We start from the raw sequence: 19,670 nt of genomic DNA, 5'->3' as shown, positions 1-19,670 counted from the left end.
ATATACTATCTTTTAATGAAGATGTTAATTCTTATTTTTTAACTAGATTAATGACTAATATAGAATTTTATAAAAATTATTATTATAAATATTTTAATGACAAAATCAATGCTGTATTTTATAATGAAGCTTTTTCAAATAAAGAAAAAAAATTTAATGTTGTATTAACTAGTCCTCCTTATGGAGATAGTAAAACTACTGTTGCATATGGACAATTCTCTTTCTTTGCTAATTTATGGCTTGGCAACAATGATGCTAGAAAAATAGATAATATGCTAATGGGAGGAAAAATAAAAACAATTACTAAATGATTCTATAATATCAGAACAAATCTATAATATTAATAAGATAGATAAAAAAAGAGCTTTAGAAGTATCATCATTTTATATTGACTTAAGAGATTCAATTAAAATTGTTTCAAACAGCATACTTGATGGAGGCCATGCTATATATATAGTTGGAAATAGAGTTGTAAAAAATGAATATTTAAATACTGATAAATTTATAGCTGAAAGCTTTGAAAGAGAAAATTTAAAACATTTATTTACTTATAAAAGGATAATAAGCAACAAAAGAATGCCGCTTAAAAATTCGCCAACAAATAAAAAAGGATTATTATCAAATACTATGACAGAAGAATTTATAGTTGTACTTAGAAAAAGTTAGTTTGACATTTTCTAGCATTTTAGTATAATTTTAAATAATATTTTTATAGGTGTTTATTATGTCAAATATTACAAATAATACGGAAGAAAATAAAGAACAAATTCAGCTTCTATCATGTGCTTTAGAAGGAGGCTGTTCTGCTAAAATTCCTCCAGACTTGCTTGAAAAAACTCTAGCTCCAATAATGCAGACTAAGGTTGACTCTAACCTTCTTTCTGATGTAGATATAGGAGATGATGCTGGAGTATATAAAATATCTGATGATAATGCTATAATATTTACAGTGGACTATTTTCCGCCTGTTATAGCAGACCCTTACGGATTTGGTCAAATTGCTGCATGCAATGCTATAAGTGATATATATGCCATGGGAGGAGAGCCGAAACTAGCATTAAATATCACAATGTTTCCTAAAGATGACTCATTAAATATATTAGCAAGCATATTAAAAGGCGGACAGGATAAGGCTACAGAAGCAGGAGTATTGGTTGTAGGAGGACATACTATAACAGATACAAATGTAAAATATGGAATGGCTGTTGTAGGTTTTGCTAATCCTGATAAAATTACAACAAATGCCGCTGCTAAAGAAGGAGATATAATTATACTTACTAAACCGCTTGGTACAGGTGCTTGTCTTGCTGCTATGAGACAGGGACTTATAAAAGAAGAAGATATAGAAGATGTTTTTGATTCTATGAAAACATTAAACAAAAAAGCATGTTCTGTTATGAATAAATATAATGTTAAATGTGCTACAGATATTACAGGTTTCGGACTTATAGGGCATTCTTATAAAATGGCTAAAGCAAGCGATGTTACAATAGAAATACAATCATCTGCTTTGCCTATGTTTAATAAAAGCTATGAAGTACTTGATATGGGCTGCATACCAGGTGCTGCTTTTACTAATATGCGTTATGTAGGAGAAAATATATTAGTGGATGATGATGTTGATTATAATTTAAAAATGCTCGCTTTTGACCCTCAAACAGCAGGAGGATTGTTTATATGTGCTGATAAAAATAATGCCGAAAACATTCTTGCTGATTTATGGAGAGAAGGAATTGACTGTGCATCCATAATAGGTAAAGTTTATAAAAAAGAAAAAGAATATATACATTTAGTAAAATAAATTATTAATAGATAATTTTTTATTAAAAAGCCTGCAAAGTATATAAAAATACAATGCAGGCTTATTAATTTTATTAAATTATTTAAGGAATGAAGCTTACAGTAACATTTTTTATTATATCAATAGTTTTAGCCTCTTCTTTAGAATATTTAGCCTCTGACTTTTTGGTCTCAGCAGTATTTCCTATATCAATATAAGAAGTATAAAGTACATTATTATCCTGATATATTGTAGCTTCTACAACTATTTTGTATGTTCCATTTTTAACCGCCCTACCCTTTGAATCTTTACAATCCCAAACTATATTAACTTTACCAGTTTTAGGTGTAGATTTTGATACGGCATCAACTATTTTTTTATCTAAATTAACGGCATCAGCTTTAATCTGCCAATTATTCAAAGACTGCGGTCTTCTCTTCCAGCCTTCTCTTCTTCCAGTGAAATCTGTGATATATATAGTAGTTATATAATTACCCTTATCATCTTCTGCCCAAACAGCTATTTGATTGCTTGAATATCCAGCTCTTTTAGTATAGTCAAAACTAATATTGACTTTTTTAGAAGAACTCTGAGCATAATTTTCATTTGCATAAAAAGATATAAAAATCATAAATATTATAAGTTTTTTCATAAAATAGAACTCCTTTTATTATTTATAAATTTTATAAATTTATTTTTTATCACAGCTTCTTTTATTATAATTATTAGTTAGTTATTCAATATATTTAATACTTTTCGTAGTGTATTTTATTAGGTTCAAATCTCTCAGGCATTTGCGGTTCTCCGTCAGCATACCCTACAACAACCATTCCCAAAGGCTTAATATGTTCTGGTAAATTAAATAATTTTATAACCTCATTCATTCTCTCTTCACGAGGGGCAAGACCAATCCATACAGTACCCAAATCTTTAGCCTTAGCAGCAAGCATCATATTTTCCAAAGCTGCCGAACAGTTCTGCTGCCAATAAAGTTTACCAGACTCATCAGATAAATCTCCGCATACAATTACAGCCATAGGAGCAGTTTCAAGCATTTTAGCATATGGGTGAAAATCCATTATTTTATCAAGTGTTTCTCTGTTTTTTATAACTATAAACTCCCAATTTCTCCTGTTATTAGCTGAAGGAGCATACATAGCAGCTTTAAGCATATATTCTATCTTTTCATCTTCAACTTGTTTTCCTTTGATGTATTTCCTTATGCTTCTTCGGCTAAAAAGAATATCTTCGCTCATTTTTTATCCTCCTAAAATTAATTGTTATAGTATTATAACATTAATAACAAAAAATTGTAAATTACAGGTTAAAAACTATACAGTTATTTTAAATTATGTATACAAAAAATTGAATATATAATTATTTTATAATAATTAATTAATCTCTTGCAAATATTACATTAATTATTTATAATATACTCGTTATAATAATAAAAATATCTTTTACTGTTGAAATGATTTATTTTGAAGTTTATTAATATTTAGTTTATTTAGAGGATATATATGGCAAGAGATGAAGATGATATTATTTTTCAAAAATTAAGGCAGAATGTTCAAAGAAATTTCCCAAGAGAAGACGATAAAAACAACTATAGTATAAATAATCATAAAAATGAAAATTATTCTAATAAAGATAGTTTAATAATCTTAGAAACTCAAAGAAATGTAGAAAAAATTATAGATTTGTCAAGAAAAATAAACGATGCAGAACTCACTCCAGCTTTAAAAGAAATGATATCAATACTAGAAGAAATGGTAAATTACAGCAAAGCAAATAAAGAAGGAGAGAAAAAACTTGAAAAAATTAATGAATATCATCTTCCTACTGCTATAAAAATGCTTAATTCATATATAGATTTCTGCAATTTTCCTGTAAAAAATGCTAATATGGAAAAAACAGCACAAGAAATAGAAAATGTTATAATAAAATTAAATGAAGCATTAAAAAGTATGCTTGTAGAAATGAATCAGAATAAACTAATGGATATAAACAGTGATATAGATGTATTAAAAACTATGCTTGAAAAAGATGGTTTATGATAAAAAATAATATAAAATAAAATACGGAGAAATTTTATGGAAAATAATAATAATCAATTAAACAATACAGAAGAAAACCAATCTAATAATCAAAACGGCATGACAGCTAACAATCAACAGAACACAATGCCTAATAACATGCCTATACAAAATGCAATGCCTAACAATATGCAGAACTTTCAGAATAATAATCAGCCTGTTATGAATTATCAGCCTCAGAATGCCGCAGCAGAAGTATTGAATCATATGAATAATCAGTTTTCTAATGAAGACTTGCAAAAAATAAATGAATTATCAAACAGCATAAATCTCAAAGATTCTGTATCAATAATGTCTTATGGTTCAGCTGCTCAAAACAAAATGATTCAGTTTTCTGAAAATACTTTAAGCAATGTTATGAATAAGGATTTAGGCGAAGTTGGAGAGGCTATTACAGACGTTATAACAGAACTTAAATGTTTTGATATAGAAAGTGAAACTAAAGGAAAAGGATTATTTGGATTTTTCAAAAAAGCTGGAAATAATTTAAGTAAACTAAAAACTAAATATACAAATGTTGAAACTAATATTGACAATATAGTAAAAACATTGGAAGCACATCAAAGAAACTTACTTAAAGATATAAGCATTTTGGATCAGATGTATAATTATAATTTGGAATACTTAAAAGAATTAGAAATATATATAGAAGCAGGAAAACAAAAACTCAATCAATTAATGACTAATGAAATACCTGCATTAGAAGCCAAAGCTATGACAAGTAATTCGCCTCAAGATGTTCAAATGGCAAGAGATATTAAGGATTTGGCAAACAGATTTGAAAAAAGAATACATGACCTAGAACTTACTAGAACAATATCTGTACAGACTATACCTCAAATACGTTTGGTACAGAATAATAATGTTATAATGACAGAAAAAATACAGTCTACTATATCAAACACTATACCTCTTTGGAAAAATCAAATGGTTTTAGCTATAGGACTTCATCATTCTAATGAGGCAGCAAAAGCACAGAGAGCTGTTACTGACACTACAAATGAACTATTAAGAAAAAATGCTGAAATGCTAAAAACTTCTACTATAGAAACAGCAAAAGAATCAGAAAGAGGAATAGTTGATATTGAAACGTTAAAATATACGAATGAACAGCTTATATCTACTTTAGATGAGGTAATGAAAATACAAACAGAAGGCAGAGAAAAAAGAAGAGCTGCTGAGGCAGAATTAAGAAATATAGAAAATGAACTTAAAGCAAAAATATTAAATATATCAAAAAAATAATTTAAAATTAAATACAAAAATGCTCATCTGTATATAAGAAATATAGATGAGTATTTTTTATAAGATACAAAAAATTAATCAAACAAATAAGCCAAATAATGTTCTTTATTTATATACTCTTTCATATTATTACCAGTAAATATTTTATCTAAGAATTTATATTTCATTATTATAATAGTTGTTATACTCGCACACCCTATTGGGTGCCTACTTGGTCACATAAAAATCTCTCAATACTGACTTTAAGTATTGAGGCTTATTATTGTTATGCCCATTTTATTGCTGCCAGTAATAAACTACATTAATCATATACTGAAAATTTTTAAGTTTGTCAACAGCGAGCTCCCCCTCATCTTCGTTTGGACGCTTCGCGTGCACCTTCCCGCACGGTATTGTTTATTATTATCAAATGTCAACACGACTGAACGAAGTGAGAAAGTACCCGAGACGAAGTCCGCCTGTGGTGATGGTATGCGGCTGATTACTTATTATTATAAAAAATAAATTATTTATTTTACATTTATAACTTATAAAACTTATTTTATTAACAACTAATAATACTTTATGTTATTTATGACTTATAATTACATTTATTAATAACTCAAAATTGACAAATTATAGTCGTTTAGGTATATACTACTATAAATTTTTTTTATATTCAAAATTAAGCTTCCTAATAATTATAATTAAATAAAAAATCTATTTACATAATCTATTACAAATATAGCAAGCACTATAAATGGGAGTATATAAGACACATAAAACCTAGCCCATTTAGGAAATTTAATACCTTTTCCAGTATCAGCCTCTTTTATAAAATTATCCCAGCCCCAGCCGAAATTCCTAGTACAGAATATAAGTATTATTATACCTCCTAAAGGAAGAAAATTATTACTCACCAAAAAATCAAGCCCATCAGCTATAGTGCTTCCCTCGCCTAGAGGTTTAATAAATGAAAGCACATTGAATCCCAAAGCAGTAGGAAGACTTAATATAAATATACTTATAGCTACAATTATAGTAGTTTTTTTACGAGGCATTTTAGTTTCAGACATAGTAAAAGCTATTATATTTTCAAATACAGCTATAATTGTTGTTAAAGCTGCCATAGCTAAAAACAAGAAGAATAAAGCTCCCCAAAGTCTTCCCAAAACCATAGAATTAAATATATTAGGCAAAGTAACAAATGCCAAACCAGCCCCTTCTCCCGGATTAATACCGAAAGCAAATGTGGTAGGAAATATTACAAGCCCAGAAAGAAAAGCTATTAAAGTATCAAGCCCTACAACCATAATAGATTCTCCTGTAAGAGAATAGTCTTTTTCTATATAGCTTCCAAATATAGTCATAGCACCAATACCCAAGCTCAAAGTAAAAAATGACTGTCCTATTGCAGCATATGCTACAGAAAAAAATCCTTTTATTCCTCCGCTAAACATCTTATTAAAATCTGGTAAGAGGTAGAATTTTAACCCCTCTTTAGCATTAGGCAAAGTAACAGCTCTTATTATAAGCACAAAAAGCACAAGTAAAAGCAAAGTCATCATTACCTTTGTAACTTTTTCCACTCCATTTTCAAGCCCCATCATACAAACAATAGTTGCTATTACTATAGATATAGTCATCCATAGTATCAATGTAGAAGGAGAAGCAAGTACAGCATTAAAAAACTCACCAACCTGCTGAGGATTAAGTCCCTGAAGTTTTCCAGCAGCCATAAAATAACAGTATGATAAACACCATCCTGCTATAGTAGTATAAAACATCATAAGAAGTACACAGCCAAATAACTGTATATATCCCACAATATGCCATTTATATCCTTTTTTTTGAAGTACTCTGTAAGAACCAGCCAAATCTCTTTTTCCAGCCCTTCCCACAGAAAACTCCATAACAAGTATAGGAAGCCCCAATATAACAAGAGATATGAGATAAAGTACGACAAATAAAGCCCCTCCGTACTTTCCTGTAATATAAGGAAATCTCCATACATTGCCAAGCCCTATAGCACAGCCTGCTGAAACTAATAAGAAACCTAATCTGCTTGAAAGTTTTTCTCTGTCATTATGCATAAATTATACCTAAAATTTTTTATTTTTTATATTGATTAATTATATAATAAAATTAAAGATTTGACATTATTAATTTATTTATATAGTTAGTATATATATTCATATCATTAGTATTTTCTATCAAAATAAACTCGACTCTTCTATTTTTTTTAATATCTTTATATTCATTCAGTAAATCCTGAAGCCCATAATTGGTTAATTTGCTTGTATTTCCATTAGTTATAGATAAATACACATTATATGACCGCTGATACGATAAATCCTCAAGATTTCTTCTGTTATAAAGGAATAGTATATCTTTTTTATCATAACCATTTGTAATTCTTTTTATTTCATCGCTGCTTGAATGACCTTCAATAATAATACTCATAATATTTGTACTAGTAGTTACATCGCCTACATATTTTAATGTTTTTAAATACTTTTCTAAATCAAGGCTGCTACTGTTAAAATCAAATAATATATCTTTAGGAACTATTAATAGCTTACCTCTTTCTGTGAGTTTATATTTATATTTTATTTCTTTAGGTTTTCTGTATGTTGAAATAACTATAGCTCCATAAGAATTAACAGCTATTAAAAATGCTATAATTATTATATTTATAATATTTATTCTTTTAAACATTTATATGTTTCCTCTTTTTATTTTAATTATACAACAGATGAAAAAAATTTAAATATCTTTTTAATATTCGACTAAGGTATATTGAAATTTTAATTTAAGTATATTAATATAATAGCCATTTTTATATCACAAAAACCTAAATAATAAAAAAAATTTACATAAATATTCACAATAAAATTGACAATAAGAAAAATACTAATATACTTAATATATAGTAGTAAGTTTAAATTTATATAAATATTTTATTTTAGAGGAGAGTTTATTATGGCATCAAAAAAGTTGGTTTACTTCTTTGGCAATGGTAAATCTGAAGGAGCTAAAGAAACTAAAGCACTCCTAGGCGGAAAAGGTTTAGGACTTGCACAGATGACAGAAAGTAAAGTACCAGTACCTGCAGGCTTTACTATCACTACAGAAGTATGTGATTATTATTCAAAAAATAAGTCATATCCTAAAGGCTTAGAAAAACTAGTTGATGAAAATATTAAAAAACTAGAAAAAGCTATGAATATGCAGTTTGGAAATGCTGATAAGCCGCTTTTAGTATCTGTACGTTCAGGTGCTGCTATTTCAATGCCGGGTATGATGGATACTATACTTAATTTAGGTATTAATGAAAAAGTAGTAGAAGGTATAGTTAAGAAAACTAATAATCCTAGATTTGCTTGGGACGCTTACAGAAGATTTATACAAATGTTCGGCGATGTTGCTATGGGCGTTGATCATGATAAATTTGAGGAAATTTTAGATGAAGCAAAAAAATCTATAGCATCTAAAGTAGGAAAAGCAGAAAAAGATGTAAAAGACACTGATTTAGATGTTGAAGATTTAAAAGTAGTTGTTGAAAAATACAAAGCTATGTATAAAGAAGAAAAAGGCGAAGAGTTCCCAACTGACCCTAAAGTACAGTTATGGCATGCTATTAATGCTGTATTTAGAAGCTGGAACAACCCTAGAGCTGAAGCATACAGAAAATTAAATGACATAAGAGGTCTTTTAGGTACTGCTGTTAATGTTCAGGCTATGGTATTCGGAAATATGGGCGACACTTCTGCTACTGGTGTATGTTTCTCACGTAACCCAGCTACTGGTGAAAACAAATTCTACGGAGAGTTTTTAATCAATGCACAAGGTGAAGACGTTGTTGCAGGTATCAGAACTCCTCAGGAAATCACATTAGAAGGAAGTTTAGAATGGGCTAAAAATAACGGCATAAGCGAAGAAGAGAGAAAAAATAAATATCCTTCTCTTGAAGAAGTTATGCCTAATGTATATAAGCAATTAGTAAGCTATAAAAATCAATTAGAAAAATACTACAGCGATATGCAGGATATGGAATTTACTATTCAGGAAGGCAAACTTTATATGCTTCAAACACGTAATGGTAAAAGAACTGCTGCTGCTGCTGTAAGAATTGCTGTTGAACTTGCTGAAGCTAAAATAATATCTAAAGAAGAAGCTATAATGAGAGTTAATCCTTCAGATTTGGATCAATTACTTCACCCTATGTTTGACCCTGCTGCTAAAAAATCAGCCAAAGTTATAGCTAAAGGATTAAATGCTTCACCTGGTGCTGCTGTTGGTAAAGTAGTATTTGCTGCTGACAGGGCTGAAGAAATGAAAGAAGCAGGGGAGCAGACTATACTTGTACGTATAGAAACTAGTCCTGAAGATATTAAGGGAATGAATGCTGCTGAAGGTATCTTGACTGCAAGAGGCGGTTCTACTTCACATGCTGCTGTTGTTGCACGTGGTATGGGTAAATGCTGTGTTGCAGGATGCAGTGCTTTAGAAATCGATTATGAAGCGAAATCTATGAAAGTAGGCGATGAAACTGTAAAAGAAGGTGATTATATATCTATAGACGGTTCTACTGGCGAAGTTATGCTAGGAAAAGTAGCTACTAAAGAAGCTGAAATGTCTGAAGACTTCAAAAAACTTATGGAATGGGCTGATGCTGCTAGAAAATTAGAAGTACATACTAATGCCGACACTCCTAATGATGCACAAATTGCTAGAAGTTTCGGTGCTGAAGGTATAGGTTTATGCCGTACTGAACATATGTTCTTTAATGCTGACAGAATTAAAAGCGTAAGACAGCTTATACTTGTTGCTGAAGAAGTAAAACAACTAAAAGAAAAATTAGAAGCTGCTGAAAAAATAGGAGATAAAAAAGCTATAGAAGAGCTTGAGCCTCTATATAAAGAACCTAGAAAACTTTATGATGACGCTTTAGCAAACATTCTTCCTATGCAAAGAGAAGACTTTATAGGAATATTCACTGCTATGAGCGGATATCCTGTAACTATAAGACTTTTAGATCCACCTTTGCATGAATTCATTCCTCATGAAGATTCTCAGTTGCAAGAGCTTTCTAGTGAAATGAATGTTCCTTTTGAAAAACTTAAAGCTATAAGAGATTCTTTACATGAATTTAACCCTATGCTTGGACACAGAGGCTGCCGTCTTGGTATCACTTATCCAGAAATCTATGATATGCAGGCTAGAGCTATTATTGAAGCTGCTGTTAAAGTTAAGAAAAATGGTGTTGATGTTCACCCTGAAATAATGATTCCTCTTGTTGGTACTTTGAAAGAGCTAAAAATGATAAAAGACAGAATTATCAAAATAGCTGATGAAGTATTTGAAAAAGAAGGTTCTAAAGTTACATACAAAGTAGGTACTATGATAGAAGTTCCTAGAGCTGCTTTAGTTGCTGACAAAATTGCTACTGAAGCTGAGTTCTTCTCATTCGGTACTAATGACTTAACTCAAATGGGAGGCGGTTTCTCAAGAGATGATGCAGGTAAATTCTTAAAAGATTATGTTAATAAAGAAATATACGAAAGAGATCCTTTCCAATCATTAGACCAAGAAGGTATTGGAGAGCTTTTGAGAATTGGTGTTACTAAAGGAAGAGCTGCCAACAAAAAACTTGTTATTGGTATATGCGGTGAGCATGGAGGTGATCCTGCTACTGTTATGTTCTGTAATGATATAGGACTAGATTATGTAAGCTGTTCTCCTTACAGAGTACCTATAGCAAGACTTGCTGCTGCTCAAGGTGCTATAAAATCTAAACCAGCTAAAAAATCTGCTGCTAAGAAAGCTCCTGCTAAAAAGGCTCCAGCAAAAGCATCAGCTAGTGCTAAAAAGACAGCTGCTAAAGTAGAAGTTAAAAAATCTGCTTCTAAAAAAGCTGCTGTTGCTAAAAAAACACCTTCTAAATCCTCTGGAAAGAAGAAATAATAATAAAATATTTATATAAATAAAAGGAGGGGCTTGCAGTAATTTGTAAGCCCTGATTTTTTATAGCATTTATTAAAATTAACTTATATAATTATCTCTTACTTCCAATAACCATAGTAATAGTTGAAAGTATTATCAAAACAGAGCCTATAACTATATTAAAAGTTAAATCTTCATTATATATAAAAATAGATGCTACAACTGTAGTAGTAGGTTCAAACATATTAAGTATAGATGCTAAAGAAGAGCCTAATTTTTTAACTCCGTAAAGTAAAAGCCCTAATGAAAATATAGTGCATAAAAGTGATACCGCAATAAAATTATAAAAAACATTAATATTATTCAAAACTTGCAAAGAATCTGTAAATATTCCAGCCATAAAAAATGTTATAGAAACAATCAAAGACATATAAAAAAGAGAAACAATAGTATCTATACTAGAAAAGCTGCAATTTTTATTTGCCACTATATAACTTCCGTATGTAACTGTTGTAACGAGTGCATATATTACTCCCAAAAATGATTCTACTTTTACAACTTTTGTAAGAAGAACTATTCCAGAAATAGCACATAGCATTGAAAGTATCTTTAATATATTTATCTTCTCTTTAAACAAAAATATCATTATAAGCAAAACTATTACAGGATATCCGAAATGTATCATATTGCTTAATCCTGCCGATATATAAAGCAATGACTGCGACAGAAAGAAAAAAGTAAGTCCAAGACCTGTAATACTAAATATTAATAATTCTATAAACTGCCTTTTTGTTATCTTAAAACTTTTTCTTGTAATAATAATTATTATAAACAAAAAAATAGCAGTAAAAAAATATCTATAAAAAACTATAGAAAGCGATGAATAATTATATGCTATAATATTTTTAACAAAAATTGGTAAAAATCCATAAGCAATAGAGCCTATTATAACTAGTAAAACATTTAACATTGAAATCCTCTATAATTAAAAAATTTAGAATAAAATATTTGAATATGGTTTAATATTTATGAAATAAAGAAATTATTAATGCATTATATTAACCCTAAAATTAATGATGATTAGTAATCATATATAATATTTTTAATAAATCAATAGAGAATATAAAATTATGTACTTTACTTATTAATTATTTGCCTTTAAAAATCAATTTTTTCTACTTTATTATATTTACATTTTATGTTATTATTGAGTTTTAATAAAAAATATTATTAGTTTAGACAATTTTACCTTTAAGGAGATTTATATCTGATGGGAGCAATGGATTTAGTATTCAAATTGATATTCGGCTCTAAAGAACAAAATGACGCTAAAGTATTAAAACCTATAGCAGAAAAGACATTATCATTTGAAGAAGAGATAAAAAAATTAAGCAATGAAGAACTTACAAATAAGACTAAAGAGTTCAGAGAAAGAGTAGAAAAACATATAGGCTGCAAGACAGAGGAATTGGATTTAAGCAAAGAAGAAAACAAGAAAAAACTTCAGGATATATTGGACAGTATACTTCCAGAGGCATTTGCTGTAGTACGTGAAGCTAGTATAAGAACTACAGGTATGAGACACTTTGATGTTCAGGTAATGGGAGGAACTGTACTTCATCAGGGAAGAATTGCTGAGATGAAAACAGGTGAAGGTAAAACACTTGTTGCCACTCTTGCAGTGTATCTTAATGCTTTAACTGGACTTGGAGTGCATGTAGTTACAGTAAATGATTATCTTGCTAAGCGTGACGCTGAATGGATGACTCCTATATATTCTATGCTTGGAATAAGTGTAGGTATACTTGATAATACTAGACCTCATTCCCCAGAAAGACGTGCTGTTTATAACTGCGATGTTGTTTACGGTACTAATAATGAGTTTGGATTCGATTATTTAAGAGATAATATGGTTACAAGAAAAGAGGATAAAGTTCAAAGGAAATTCTATTTTGCCATAGTAGATGAGGTAGACAGTATCTTAATAGACGAAGCTAGAACTCCTCTTATAATATCAGGACCAGTAGAAAAAAATATAAAAATGTATTATGAAATTGACAGAATAATACCTATGCTTAAACAGGCTGAAGTAGATGAGAGAATGCGTGAGGTTGCTGGTACTGGTGATTATGTACTTGATGAAAAAGATAAAAATGTATATCTTACAGAAGAAGGCGTACATAAAGTAGAAAAACTCCTTAATGTAGAAAACTTATACGGAGCTCAAAGCAGTACGATAGTTCACCATGTTAATCAGGCTTTAAAGGCACATAAAGTATTTAAAAAAGATGTTGACTATATGGTTACAGACGGAGAAGTTTTGATTGTAGATGAGTTTACAGGACGTGTTCTCGAAGGAAGAAGATATAGTGACGGACTTCACCAAGCAATAGAAGCTAAAGAAAAAGTTGCTATACAAAATGAATCGCAAACTTATGCTACAATAACATTCCAAAACTATTTCAGAATGTATCCTAAACTTTCTGGTATGACAGGTACTGCAGAAACAGAAGCAGAAGAGTTTTATAAAATATATAAATTGGATGTTGCAGTTATACCTACTAATAAACCTATAGCAAGGCAGGATTTATCAGACAGAATATACAGAACTAAAAAGGCGAAATTTGAAGCATTAGCAAAATATATAAAAGAACTTCAGGATGCTGGAAAACCTGCACTTGTAGGTACGGTATCAGTAGAGATGAACGAAGAGCTTTCTAAAGTATTCAAAAAACATAAAATTAATCATGAAGTATTAAATGCCAAAAACCACTCAAGAGAGGCTCAGATAATAGCACAGGCTGGAGAACCTGGAGCTGTTACTCTTGCTACAAACATGGCAGGACGAGGTACGGATATTGTACTTGGAGGAAACCCTGTTGCTAAAGGTGTGGCTGAGATAGAACAGGTGCTTGTACTTATGAAAGACAAAGCATTTAAAGAAAGAGACCCTTACAAAAAAGAAGAATTAAGTAAAAAAGTTAAAGCTATAGACCTATACAAAGAGGCATTTGTAAGAAGTGTTATTGCTGGAAAAATAGATGAAGCTAAAGAATTGGCAGATAAAAATAATGCCTCTGAAATGATAGAAAAAATTGACAGAATTATTCAAATAAATGAAAAATCTAAAGTAGACAAAGAAAAAGTACTTGCTGCAGGCGGTTTGCATGTTATAGGAAGTGAAAGGCATGAGGCAAGACGTATTGATAATCAGCTTAGAGGAAGAAGCGGAAGGCAGGGAGACCCAGGTCTTAGTGTATTTTTCTTATCGCTTGAAGATGATTTGATGCGTTTATTCGGAGGTGAGAGAGTATCGAAAATGATGCTTGCTATGGGAATGGGCGAAGAAGAAGAGCTTGGCCATAAATGGCTTAACAAATCTATAGAAAATGCTCAGAGAAAAGTTGAAGGCAGAAACTTTGATATAAGAAAACATTTGCTTGAATATGATGATGTTATGAATCAGCAGCGTATGGCAGTTTATGGAGAAAGAGATTATATACTTTATTCTGATGATATATCTCCTAGAGTAGAAGAAATTATAGCTGAGGTAACTGAAGATACTATTAAAGATATAAGCGACAATAAAAAACATGTTGATCCTTTGGAAGTAACAAAATGGCTTAACAGTTATTTAATAGCAATAGATGAAGATGCAGCAAATAAAGCTGTAGAAGGCGGTGTTGATAATGCTGTGAAAAATCTTACTAATTTACTTTTAGAAGCATACAGAAAAAAATCTTTAGAAGTAAATGAAAAAATCTTTAGAGAAGTAGAAAAAAACATATTCCTATCAATAATAGATAATAGATGGAAAGATCATCTATTTGCTATGGACAGTTTAAGAGAAGGTATAGGTTTAAGGGGATATGCTGAAAAAAATCCTCTTACTGAATATAAACTTGAAGGCTATAAAATGTTTGTTGCTACTATGAATGCAATACACAATGAGCTTGTAAACTTAATTATGAGAGTACGTATTATACCTAATTCATTTGACAGTATTGAAAGAGAAAGTGCTTTTGACGGAGGGATTGAAGAGAAAGCAAATGCAAGTGCTATGAATGGAAACAATACTCAAAATATTCAAAGCAAAGTAAAAACTGCTCAGCCTAATGTAAAAATGACTCAGAAAATAGGAAGGAATGATCCTTGCCCTTGCGGAAGCGGAAAAAAATATAAACACTGTCATGGCAAAGATAATCAGCAGTAAAATAATATAAAAATAAAAACTATAATTTTTAAAAGGTATATATATTGATTTATATATGCCTTTTTTATTGGCATCAAAATTATAATTACTTATTTAATAATTAAGTCTTTCTATATATGCTTCTTTGCTATACTCCGCTGCTTCTTTTTGATGATATCCCCGCAATAATAAAAAAGCTGCATTTATATATCTTATCTTTGTAAAATTATACTGCTTTATTTAAAGTAAAAAATAATATATTAAAATAACTGTAAATAACATTCATAATATATATTATAATATTAAAACTAATTTTATTTATTACGGTTGTCCCCGCACTTCTTTTATAACGCCGTACGACTTTAGTGTGGCACAAAGAAGAAGTTAAACTGCAAAAAATAGTCAAGCGAAACAATGTATGTTTATATATCAAATAATAAGTTATACAATATGTAAAACATTACTTTTATAATTTACAAATTATAAAAATTTTATATATAATCTTGTCAAGTACTTTTTGAATAAGTATATTAACTGTGTAAAATACAAAAATTCAAGAGTTCTATTTTAACAAATTATAAATTAATAAGAAAAGGGGCTTTTATGCCCCTAATATTTTATAATTCTTAAGCAGTTGCAGCTTGATTTTTTCTCTTTGTAATTATTTGTATAATGACAAGTACAGCTATAACTCCTATTCCTATAATATCCGTATAAAATTCAGGATATATAGAAAGAAGACCTGCTACAATAAATAATATTCTCTCATAAGGTTTGCATTTTCTAAACACATAACCTTCTAATCCTGCCGATACTCCAAACATACCTATAAGTGAAGTAATAAGTATAGGTATAATATCAGCTATTGTAGTATTAATCATAAGTATATCTGGATTAAATATAAACATATAAGGAATAATAAAAGCACCTATAGAAAGTTTTGTTGCTTCTATTCCAGTTTTAAGAGGATCTGATTTAGCAATAGCAGCACCAGCCATAGCAGCTAAAGCAACAGGCGGAGTAACATCAGCTATAATACCAAAATAAAATACAAACATATGAGCAGCTAAAGGTTCATAACCTAAACCTATTATTGCACTTGCTGCTATTGTAGAAGTAATAAGGTAATTGGCCGTAGTAGGTACTCCCATACCGAGTATTATTGAGCTAATCATAGTTAAAAATAGCAATAATAAAGGTATTCCTCCAGATATTGAAATTAAGCCTGCACCTATTTTTAATCCTAAACCAGTTAAAGTAATAACCCCTATTATAATACCAGCCATAGCACAAGCAATAGCAACACTTATGATATTTCTAGCAGCATTAACAAAAACATCTATCAAATCATTAAACCCAAAACTTACTTTTCTTTTCATTATGATATCTACTATGGAGTTAACTACAGCAACTATAGCAGCAGCAATAATCCCCATTAAACCAGCATATATAGCAGTTTTACCAAGTACAAAGAAATATATTATAGTAAGAAGAGGAATAACTAAATATCCCTTTTTCATTAAAAGCTCTCCAATTTTAGGAAGAGAATCTCTTGATAAACCTTTAAGTCCTGTTTTTTTAGCCTCTAAATGCACCATTATAAATATACCAGTAAAATATAAAATAGCTGGAATAATAGCAGCTTTAGCAACTTCCATATAAGGTATACCCAAACTTTCAGCCATAAGAAAAGAAGCAGCACCCATTATAGGAGGCATTAACTGTCCTCCAGTAGAAGCAGAAGCCTCAACAGCACCAGCAAACTCAGGTCTATATCCTAAAGATTTCATCATAGGTATTGTAAAACTTCCAGTACCCACAGTATTAGAAACAGAACTTCCTGATACTGTACCAAACATAGCACTTGTAAGTACAGCTACTTTTGCAGGACCGCCGTCAAAACCTCCTGCTATGGCATTACATATATCTATAAAAAACTGCCCTATTCCAGTTTTATCAAGCAATGCTCCAAAAAATATAAATAAGAATATAAATGTAGCTGATGCTCCTATAGGTGTACCCATTATACCTTCTGTATTATAAAATAAATGTGATACCAATCTTTGAAGAGAGTATCCTCTATGATTTAAAAAACCTGGTGCATAAGCTCCAAACAAGGCATATATAATAAAAACTATTGATATTATAAGTATAGGAAGACCTACTATTCTTCTGCAAGCTTCAAATACAAGAAGTATTCCTATTATACCTATTACAATGTCTGTTGCTGTATATATGCCTGCACGTCTTACCAGAGAATCAAAATTTATAGTAATATAGCTCCAAGAAGCAGCACCTATAATAGCAAGTATTACATCATACCAAGGAAGTTTATTTTTAGGCATATCTTTTTTCATTGGAAAAAGTAAATAGGCTAAAAGCATAACAAATGCCAAGTGTGTGGCTCTTACAACTTGTGCTGTAATTCTTCCAGAAAGTATTGAATATAATTGAAACAAACAAAATATTACTGATATTACTATGATTAAATATTTTTTCCAATCATTATATCTTCTGTATCTTGATTCGCTGTCATATTTACTCATATAATCATCTATTTCTTCAGCTGTTATCATATGAATTTCATTTTTATGTTTCATACTCTCTCCTATTGATTTATTTTGTATATAAATGATATTATGTAATCGAATATAGATAATTTTTTATATTCTATCTTTATGTTGGTTTGAGGTGCAAAGAATTTGTGCAATTCAATATCTTTATCATCTATCATTATAGTATGATTAGCTACAACCCCTATAAATAAATATAAATTTTTAATAATTCTATTCATATTATTTATTTCTATATAATCATCAGTAATAACAATATTTTCATTTTTTTCGGGTTCGGCAATACCAGCACCGTATGAAACAAATCTAGTTTTATCTAATACTATATTTCCGTTTTTGTCTATAAAGTAAAAATCTCTTACCCTTCCTTTATTTACAGAATGAGTATATGAAATAATAAATTTTTTATTATCAATTTTTAATATCATATTAATTTTATTATTTTTAACACTATTTAATACAAGCCTTGGAAATAACGGTATAAATAATAAAACAATAACTATTATGATAATTGTTATAAATAAAATAATTTTTTTAAACATAATAATATTCTAATATATTCACCATCTTAAATAAAAAAGATGATGAATATATTATTTTAGATATATAGAAATTGATATTAGTTATTTCCTATATCATATCCTAGTTCTTTATAATATTTTATAGCACCAGGGTGAAATGGTATTGATATACCTTGATAAGCAGTTTCAATATTTAACTCTTCGCCTTTAGCATGAGCTACAGCTAAATCAGCTTTTTTATCAAATAATGTTTTCATTAAATTATAAACAACATCTTCAGGTATATTGTTATTAACAGCAATAGTAGCCTTTACTGCTATAGCTTTAGTATCAGTATCTACTTTATTATAAGTATTTGCAGGTATTGTTATTTCTGTATAATATTTATATTTTCTAAGCATTTCATCTAATTGAATCTGATCCAAAGAAACTAATACTATATCGCTTGATAAAGATAATTCCTGTAATGCTGCATTAGGTATTCCAGCAACTATGAAACAAGCATCCAACGTTCCATTTTGAAGTCCGTCGCTTGATTCTTTAAATGAAAGATTTGATTTATTTATATCATCAAATGTTAATCCGTATGCTTCTAATATTTGTTTAGCATTAAACTCAACACCGCTTCCTGCATCTCCTACAGATACTCTTTTGCCTTTCATATCAGCTATTGTTTTTATACCGCTTGATTTTGTAGCAGCTATTTGTACTATCTCTGGGTATAATGTAAGCATAGCAGAGAAATTAGTTAATACCTCTCCTGCGAATATGTCTGTACCGTTATAAGCATAGTCCATAACATCATTTTGTACAAATGCTAAGTCAGCTTCATGTCTGTTAAGAAGTCTTAAATTTTCAGCAGAAGCTCCTGTTGACTGAGCAGTAACATTCATTCCTTCTATATTGGCATTCCATATACTTGCTATACTTCCGCCGAAAGAATAATAAGTTCCGCTTGTTCCGCCTGTAGCGAAAACGTAATTATAATTATTGCTTTTTTGACAGCTAATAATTAAGAGAGAAACTGCAATAATAGACATTATTATCTTTCTCATAAGAATACTCCTTTTATATATATACATTATTTATTGAATAATACACTTGATATGCTTAAAAGTCAATATTACTATTAATAATATAGTGTTTAAGAGCAATAGATATCTTATTGTTTTTAGCTAAAAAACTTTGATGAAATATTTTTGTGTATAGTGTGATTTAGTTGCATTTTTTATAAAAATAATATATCATCTCTAATATGGATATTGTCTTATATAGTAATTTTATTAACTTTTTAGCTTTAAAAAGCAAGCAAGCAAGCAAGCAAGCAAGCAAGCAAGC

13 protein-coding genes and 1 pseudogene are annotated in these 19,670 nt (G+C 29.7%); 6 read left to right on the top strand and 8 right to left on the bottom strand.

Annotation, left to right across the window (positions count from 1 at the left end):
- Both KQ44_RS15285 and selD read left to right on the top strand, forming a co-directional pair.
- A pseudogene (locus KQ44_RS15285) lies at positions 1-311 on the top strand (adenine methyltransferase); the annotation flags it as partial.
- Between the two features lie 413 nt (positions 312-724).
- Entirely contained in the window at positions 725-1,801 is a 1,077-nt protein-coding gene (gene selD / locus KQ44_RS13105; RefSeq protein WP_096737841.1) for a selenide, water dikinase SelD, read from the top strand.
- An 82-nt stretch (positions 1,802-1,883) separates the two neighbouring features.
- Here selD and KQ44_RS13100 read toward each other — a convergent pair whose 3' ends face one another.
- Together KQ44_RS13100 and KQ44_RS13095 are read right to left on the bottom strand one after the other, a co-directional pair.
- Positions 1,884-2,432 (bottom strand): DUF2271 domain-containing protein, encoded by a 549-nt coding sequence (locus tag KQ44_RS13100; RefSeq protein ID WP_096737840.1) that lies wholly within the window; start codon positions 2,430-2,432, stop codon positions 1,884-1,886.
- 94 nt (positions 2,433-2,526) lie between these two features.
- Entirely contained in the window at positions 2,527-3,036 is a 510-nt protein-coding gene (locus KQ44_RS13095) for a nitroreductase family protein (protein WP_096737839.1), read from the bottom strand.
- Between the two features lie 264 nt (positions 3,037-3,300).
- Between KQ44_RS13095 and KQ44_RS13090 the strand changes: the two genes are divergently transcribed.
- Together KQ44_RS13090 and KQ44_RS13085 are read left to right on the top strand one after the other, a co-directional pair.
- Complete coding sequence (locus KQ44_RS13090) at positions 3,301-3,837, top strand: 5-bromo-4-chloroindolyl phosphate hydrolysis family protein (protein ID WP_096737838.1); 537 nt, start codon at positions 3,301-3,303, stop codon at positions 3,835-3,837.
- A 36-nt stretch (positions 3,838-3,873) separates the two neighbouring features.
- On the top strand, positions 3,874-5,121 hold the full coding sequence (locus KQ44_RS13085; RefSeq protein WP_096737837.1) for a toxic anion resistance protein: 1,248 nt from the start codon (positions 3,874-3,876) through the stop codon (positions 5,119-5,121).
- A gap of 686 nt (positions 5,122-5,807) precedes the next feature.
- On the opposite strand, the gene KQ44_RS13080 is transcribed toward KQ44_RS13085, so the two are convergent.
- The gene (locus KQ44_RS13080) at positions 5,808-7,193 is read right to left on the bottom strand and encodes a sodium-dependent transporter (protein WP_096737836.1); all 1,386 of its coding nucleotides are present in this window, start codon (positions 7,191-7,193) and stop codon (positions 5,808-5,810) included.
- A 52-nt stretch (positions 7,194-7,245) separates the two neighbouring features.
- The gene (locus KQ44_RS13075) at positions 7,246-7,818 is read right to left on the bottom strand and encodes a hypothetical protein (protein WP_096737835.1); all 573 of its coding nucleotides are present in this window, start codon (positions 7,816-7,818) and stop codon (positions 7,246-7,248) included.
- Between the two features lie 264 nt (positions 7,819-8,082).
- On the opposite strand from KQ44_RS13075, the gene ppdK reads away from it, so the two are divergent.
- Positions 8,083-11,067 (top strand): pyruvate, phosphate dikinase, encoded by a 2,985-nt coding sequence (gene ppdK, locus KQ44_RS13070; protein ID WP_096737834.1) that lies wholly within the window; start codon positions 8,083-8,085, stop codon positions 11,065-11,067.
- Between the two features lie 91 nt (positions 11,068-11,158).
- On the opposite strand, the gene KQ44_RS13065 is transcribed toward ppdK, so the two are convergent.
- Entirely contained in the window at positions 11,159-12,016 is an 858-nt protein-coding gene (locus KQ44_RS13065) for a DMT family transporter (RefSeq protein ID WP_096737833.1), read from the bottom strand.
- 300 nt (positions 12,017-12,316) lie between these two features.
- Here KQ44_RS13065 and secA point away from each other — a divergent pair, with 300 nt between their 5' ends.
- Positions 12,317-15,259: a preprotein translocase subunit SecA gene (secA, locus tag KQ44_RS13060; protein WP_096737832.1), complete on the top strand. Its 2,943-nt coding sequence runs from the start codon at positions 12,317-12,319 to the stop codon at positions 15,257-15,259.
- 605 nt (positions 15,260-15,864) lie between these two features.
- Here secA and KQ44_RS13055 read toward each other — a convergent pair.
- From KQ44_RS13055 to KQ44_RS13045, 3 genes are all read right to left on the bottom strand, one after another.
- Positions 15,865-17,838 (bottom strand): TRAP transporter permease, encoded by a 1,974-nt coding sequence (locus KQ44_RS13055; protein WP_096737831.1) that lies wholly within the window; start codon positions 17,836-17,838, stop codon positions 15,865-15,867.
- Between the two features lie 8 nt (positions 17,839-17,846).
- Positions 17,847-18,353: a DUF1850 domain-containing protein gene (locus tag KQ44_RS13050; RefSeq protein ID WP_096737830.1), complete on the bottom strand. Its 507-nt coding sequence runs from the start codon at positions 18,351-18,353 to the stop codon at positions 17,847-17,849.
- A 77-nt stretch (positions 18,354-18,430) separates the two neighbouring features.
- On the bottom strand, positions 18,431-19,387 hold the full coding sequence (locus KQ44_RS13045; protein WP_096737829.1) for a TAXI family TRAP transporter solute-binding subunit: 957 nt from the start codon (positions 19,385-19,387) through the stop codon (positions 18,431-18,433).
- Positions 19,388-19,670 lie beyond the last annotated feature (283 nt).

Source organism: Brachyspira sp. G79, from assembly GCF_002379365.1.
Taxonomy (GTDB): domain Bacteria; phylum Spirochaetota; class Brachyspiria; order Brachyspirales; family Brachyspiraceae; genus Brachyspira.
The sequence above is the reverse complement of the archived record's forward strand: the minus strand, read 5'-3'. Positions and strand labels throughout refer to the sequence as shown.

Coding starts and splice junctions, on each gene's coding strand:
- selD (WP_096737841.1), top strand. CDS start 725: ATGTCAAATATTACAAATAATACGGAAGAAAATAAAGAACAAATTCAG.
- KQ44_RS13100 (WP_096737840.1), bottom strand. CDS start 2,432: ATGAAAAAACTTATAATATTTATGATTTTTATATCTTTTTATGCAAAT.
- KQ44_RS13095 (WP_096737839.1), bottom strand. CDS start 3,036: ATGAGCGAAGATATTCTTTTTAGCCGAAGAAGCATAAGGAAATACATC.
- KQ44_RS13090 (WP_096737838.1), top strand. CDS start 3,301: ATGGCAAGAGATGAAGATGATATTATTTTTCAAAAATTAAGGCAGAAT.
- KQ44_RS13085 (WP_096737837.1), top strand. CDS start 3,874: ATGGAAAATAATAATAATCAATTAAACAATACAGAAGAAAACCAATCT.
- KQ44_RS13080 (WP_096737836.1), bottom strand. CDS start 7,193: ATGCATAATGACAGAGAAAAACTTTCAAGCAGATTAGGTTTCTTATTA.
- KQ44_RS13075 (WP_096737835.1), bottom strand. CDS start 7,818: ATGTTTAAAAGAATAAATATTATAAATATAATAATTATAGCATTTTTA.
- ppdK (WP_096737834.1), top strand. CDS start 8,083: ATGGCATCAAAAAAGTTGGTTTACTTCTTTGGCAATGGTAAATCTGAA.
- KQ44_RS13065 (WP_096737833.1), bottom strand. CDS start 12,016: ATGTTAAATGTTTTACTAGTTATAATAGGCTCTATTGCTTATGGATTT.
- secA (WP_096737832.1), top strand. CDS start 12,317: ATGGGAGCAATGGATTTAGTATTCAAATTGATATTCGGCTCTAAAGAA.
- KQ44_RS13055 (WP_096737831.1), bottom strand. CDS start 17,838: ATGAAACATAAAAATGAAATTCATATGATAACAGCTGAAGAAATAGAT.
- KQ44_RS13050 (WP_096737830.1), bottom strand. CDS start 18,353: ATGTTTAAAAAAATTATTTTATTTATAACAATTATCATAATAGTTATT.
- KQ44_RS13045 (WP_096737829.1), bottom strand. CDS start 19,387: ATGAGAAAGATAATAATGTCTATTATTGCAGTTTCTCTCTTAATTATT.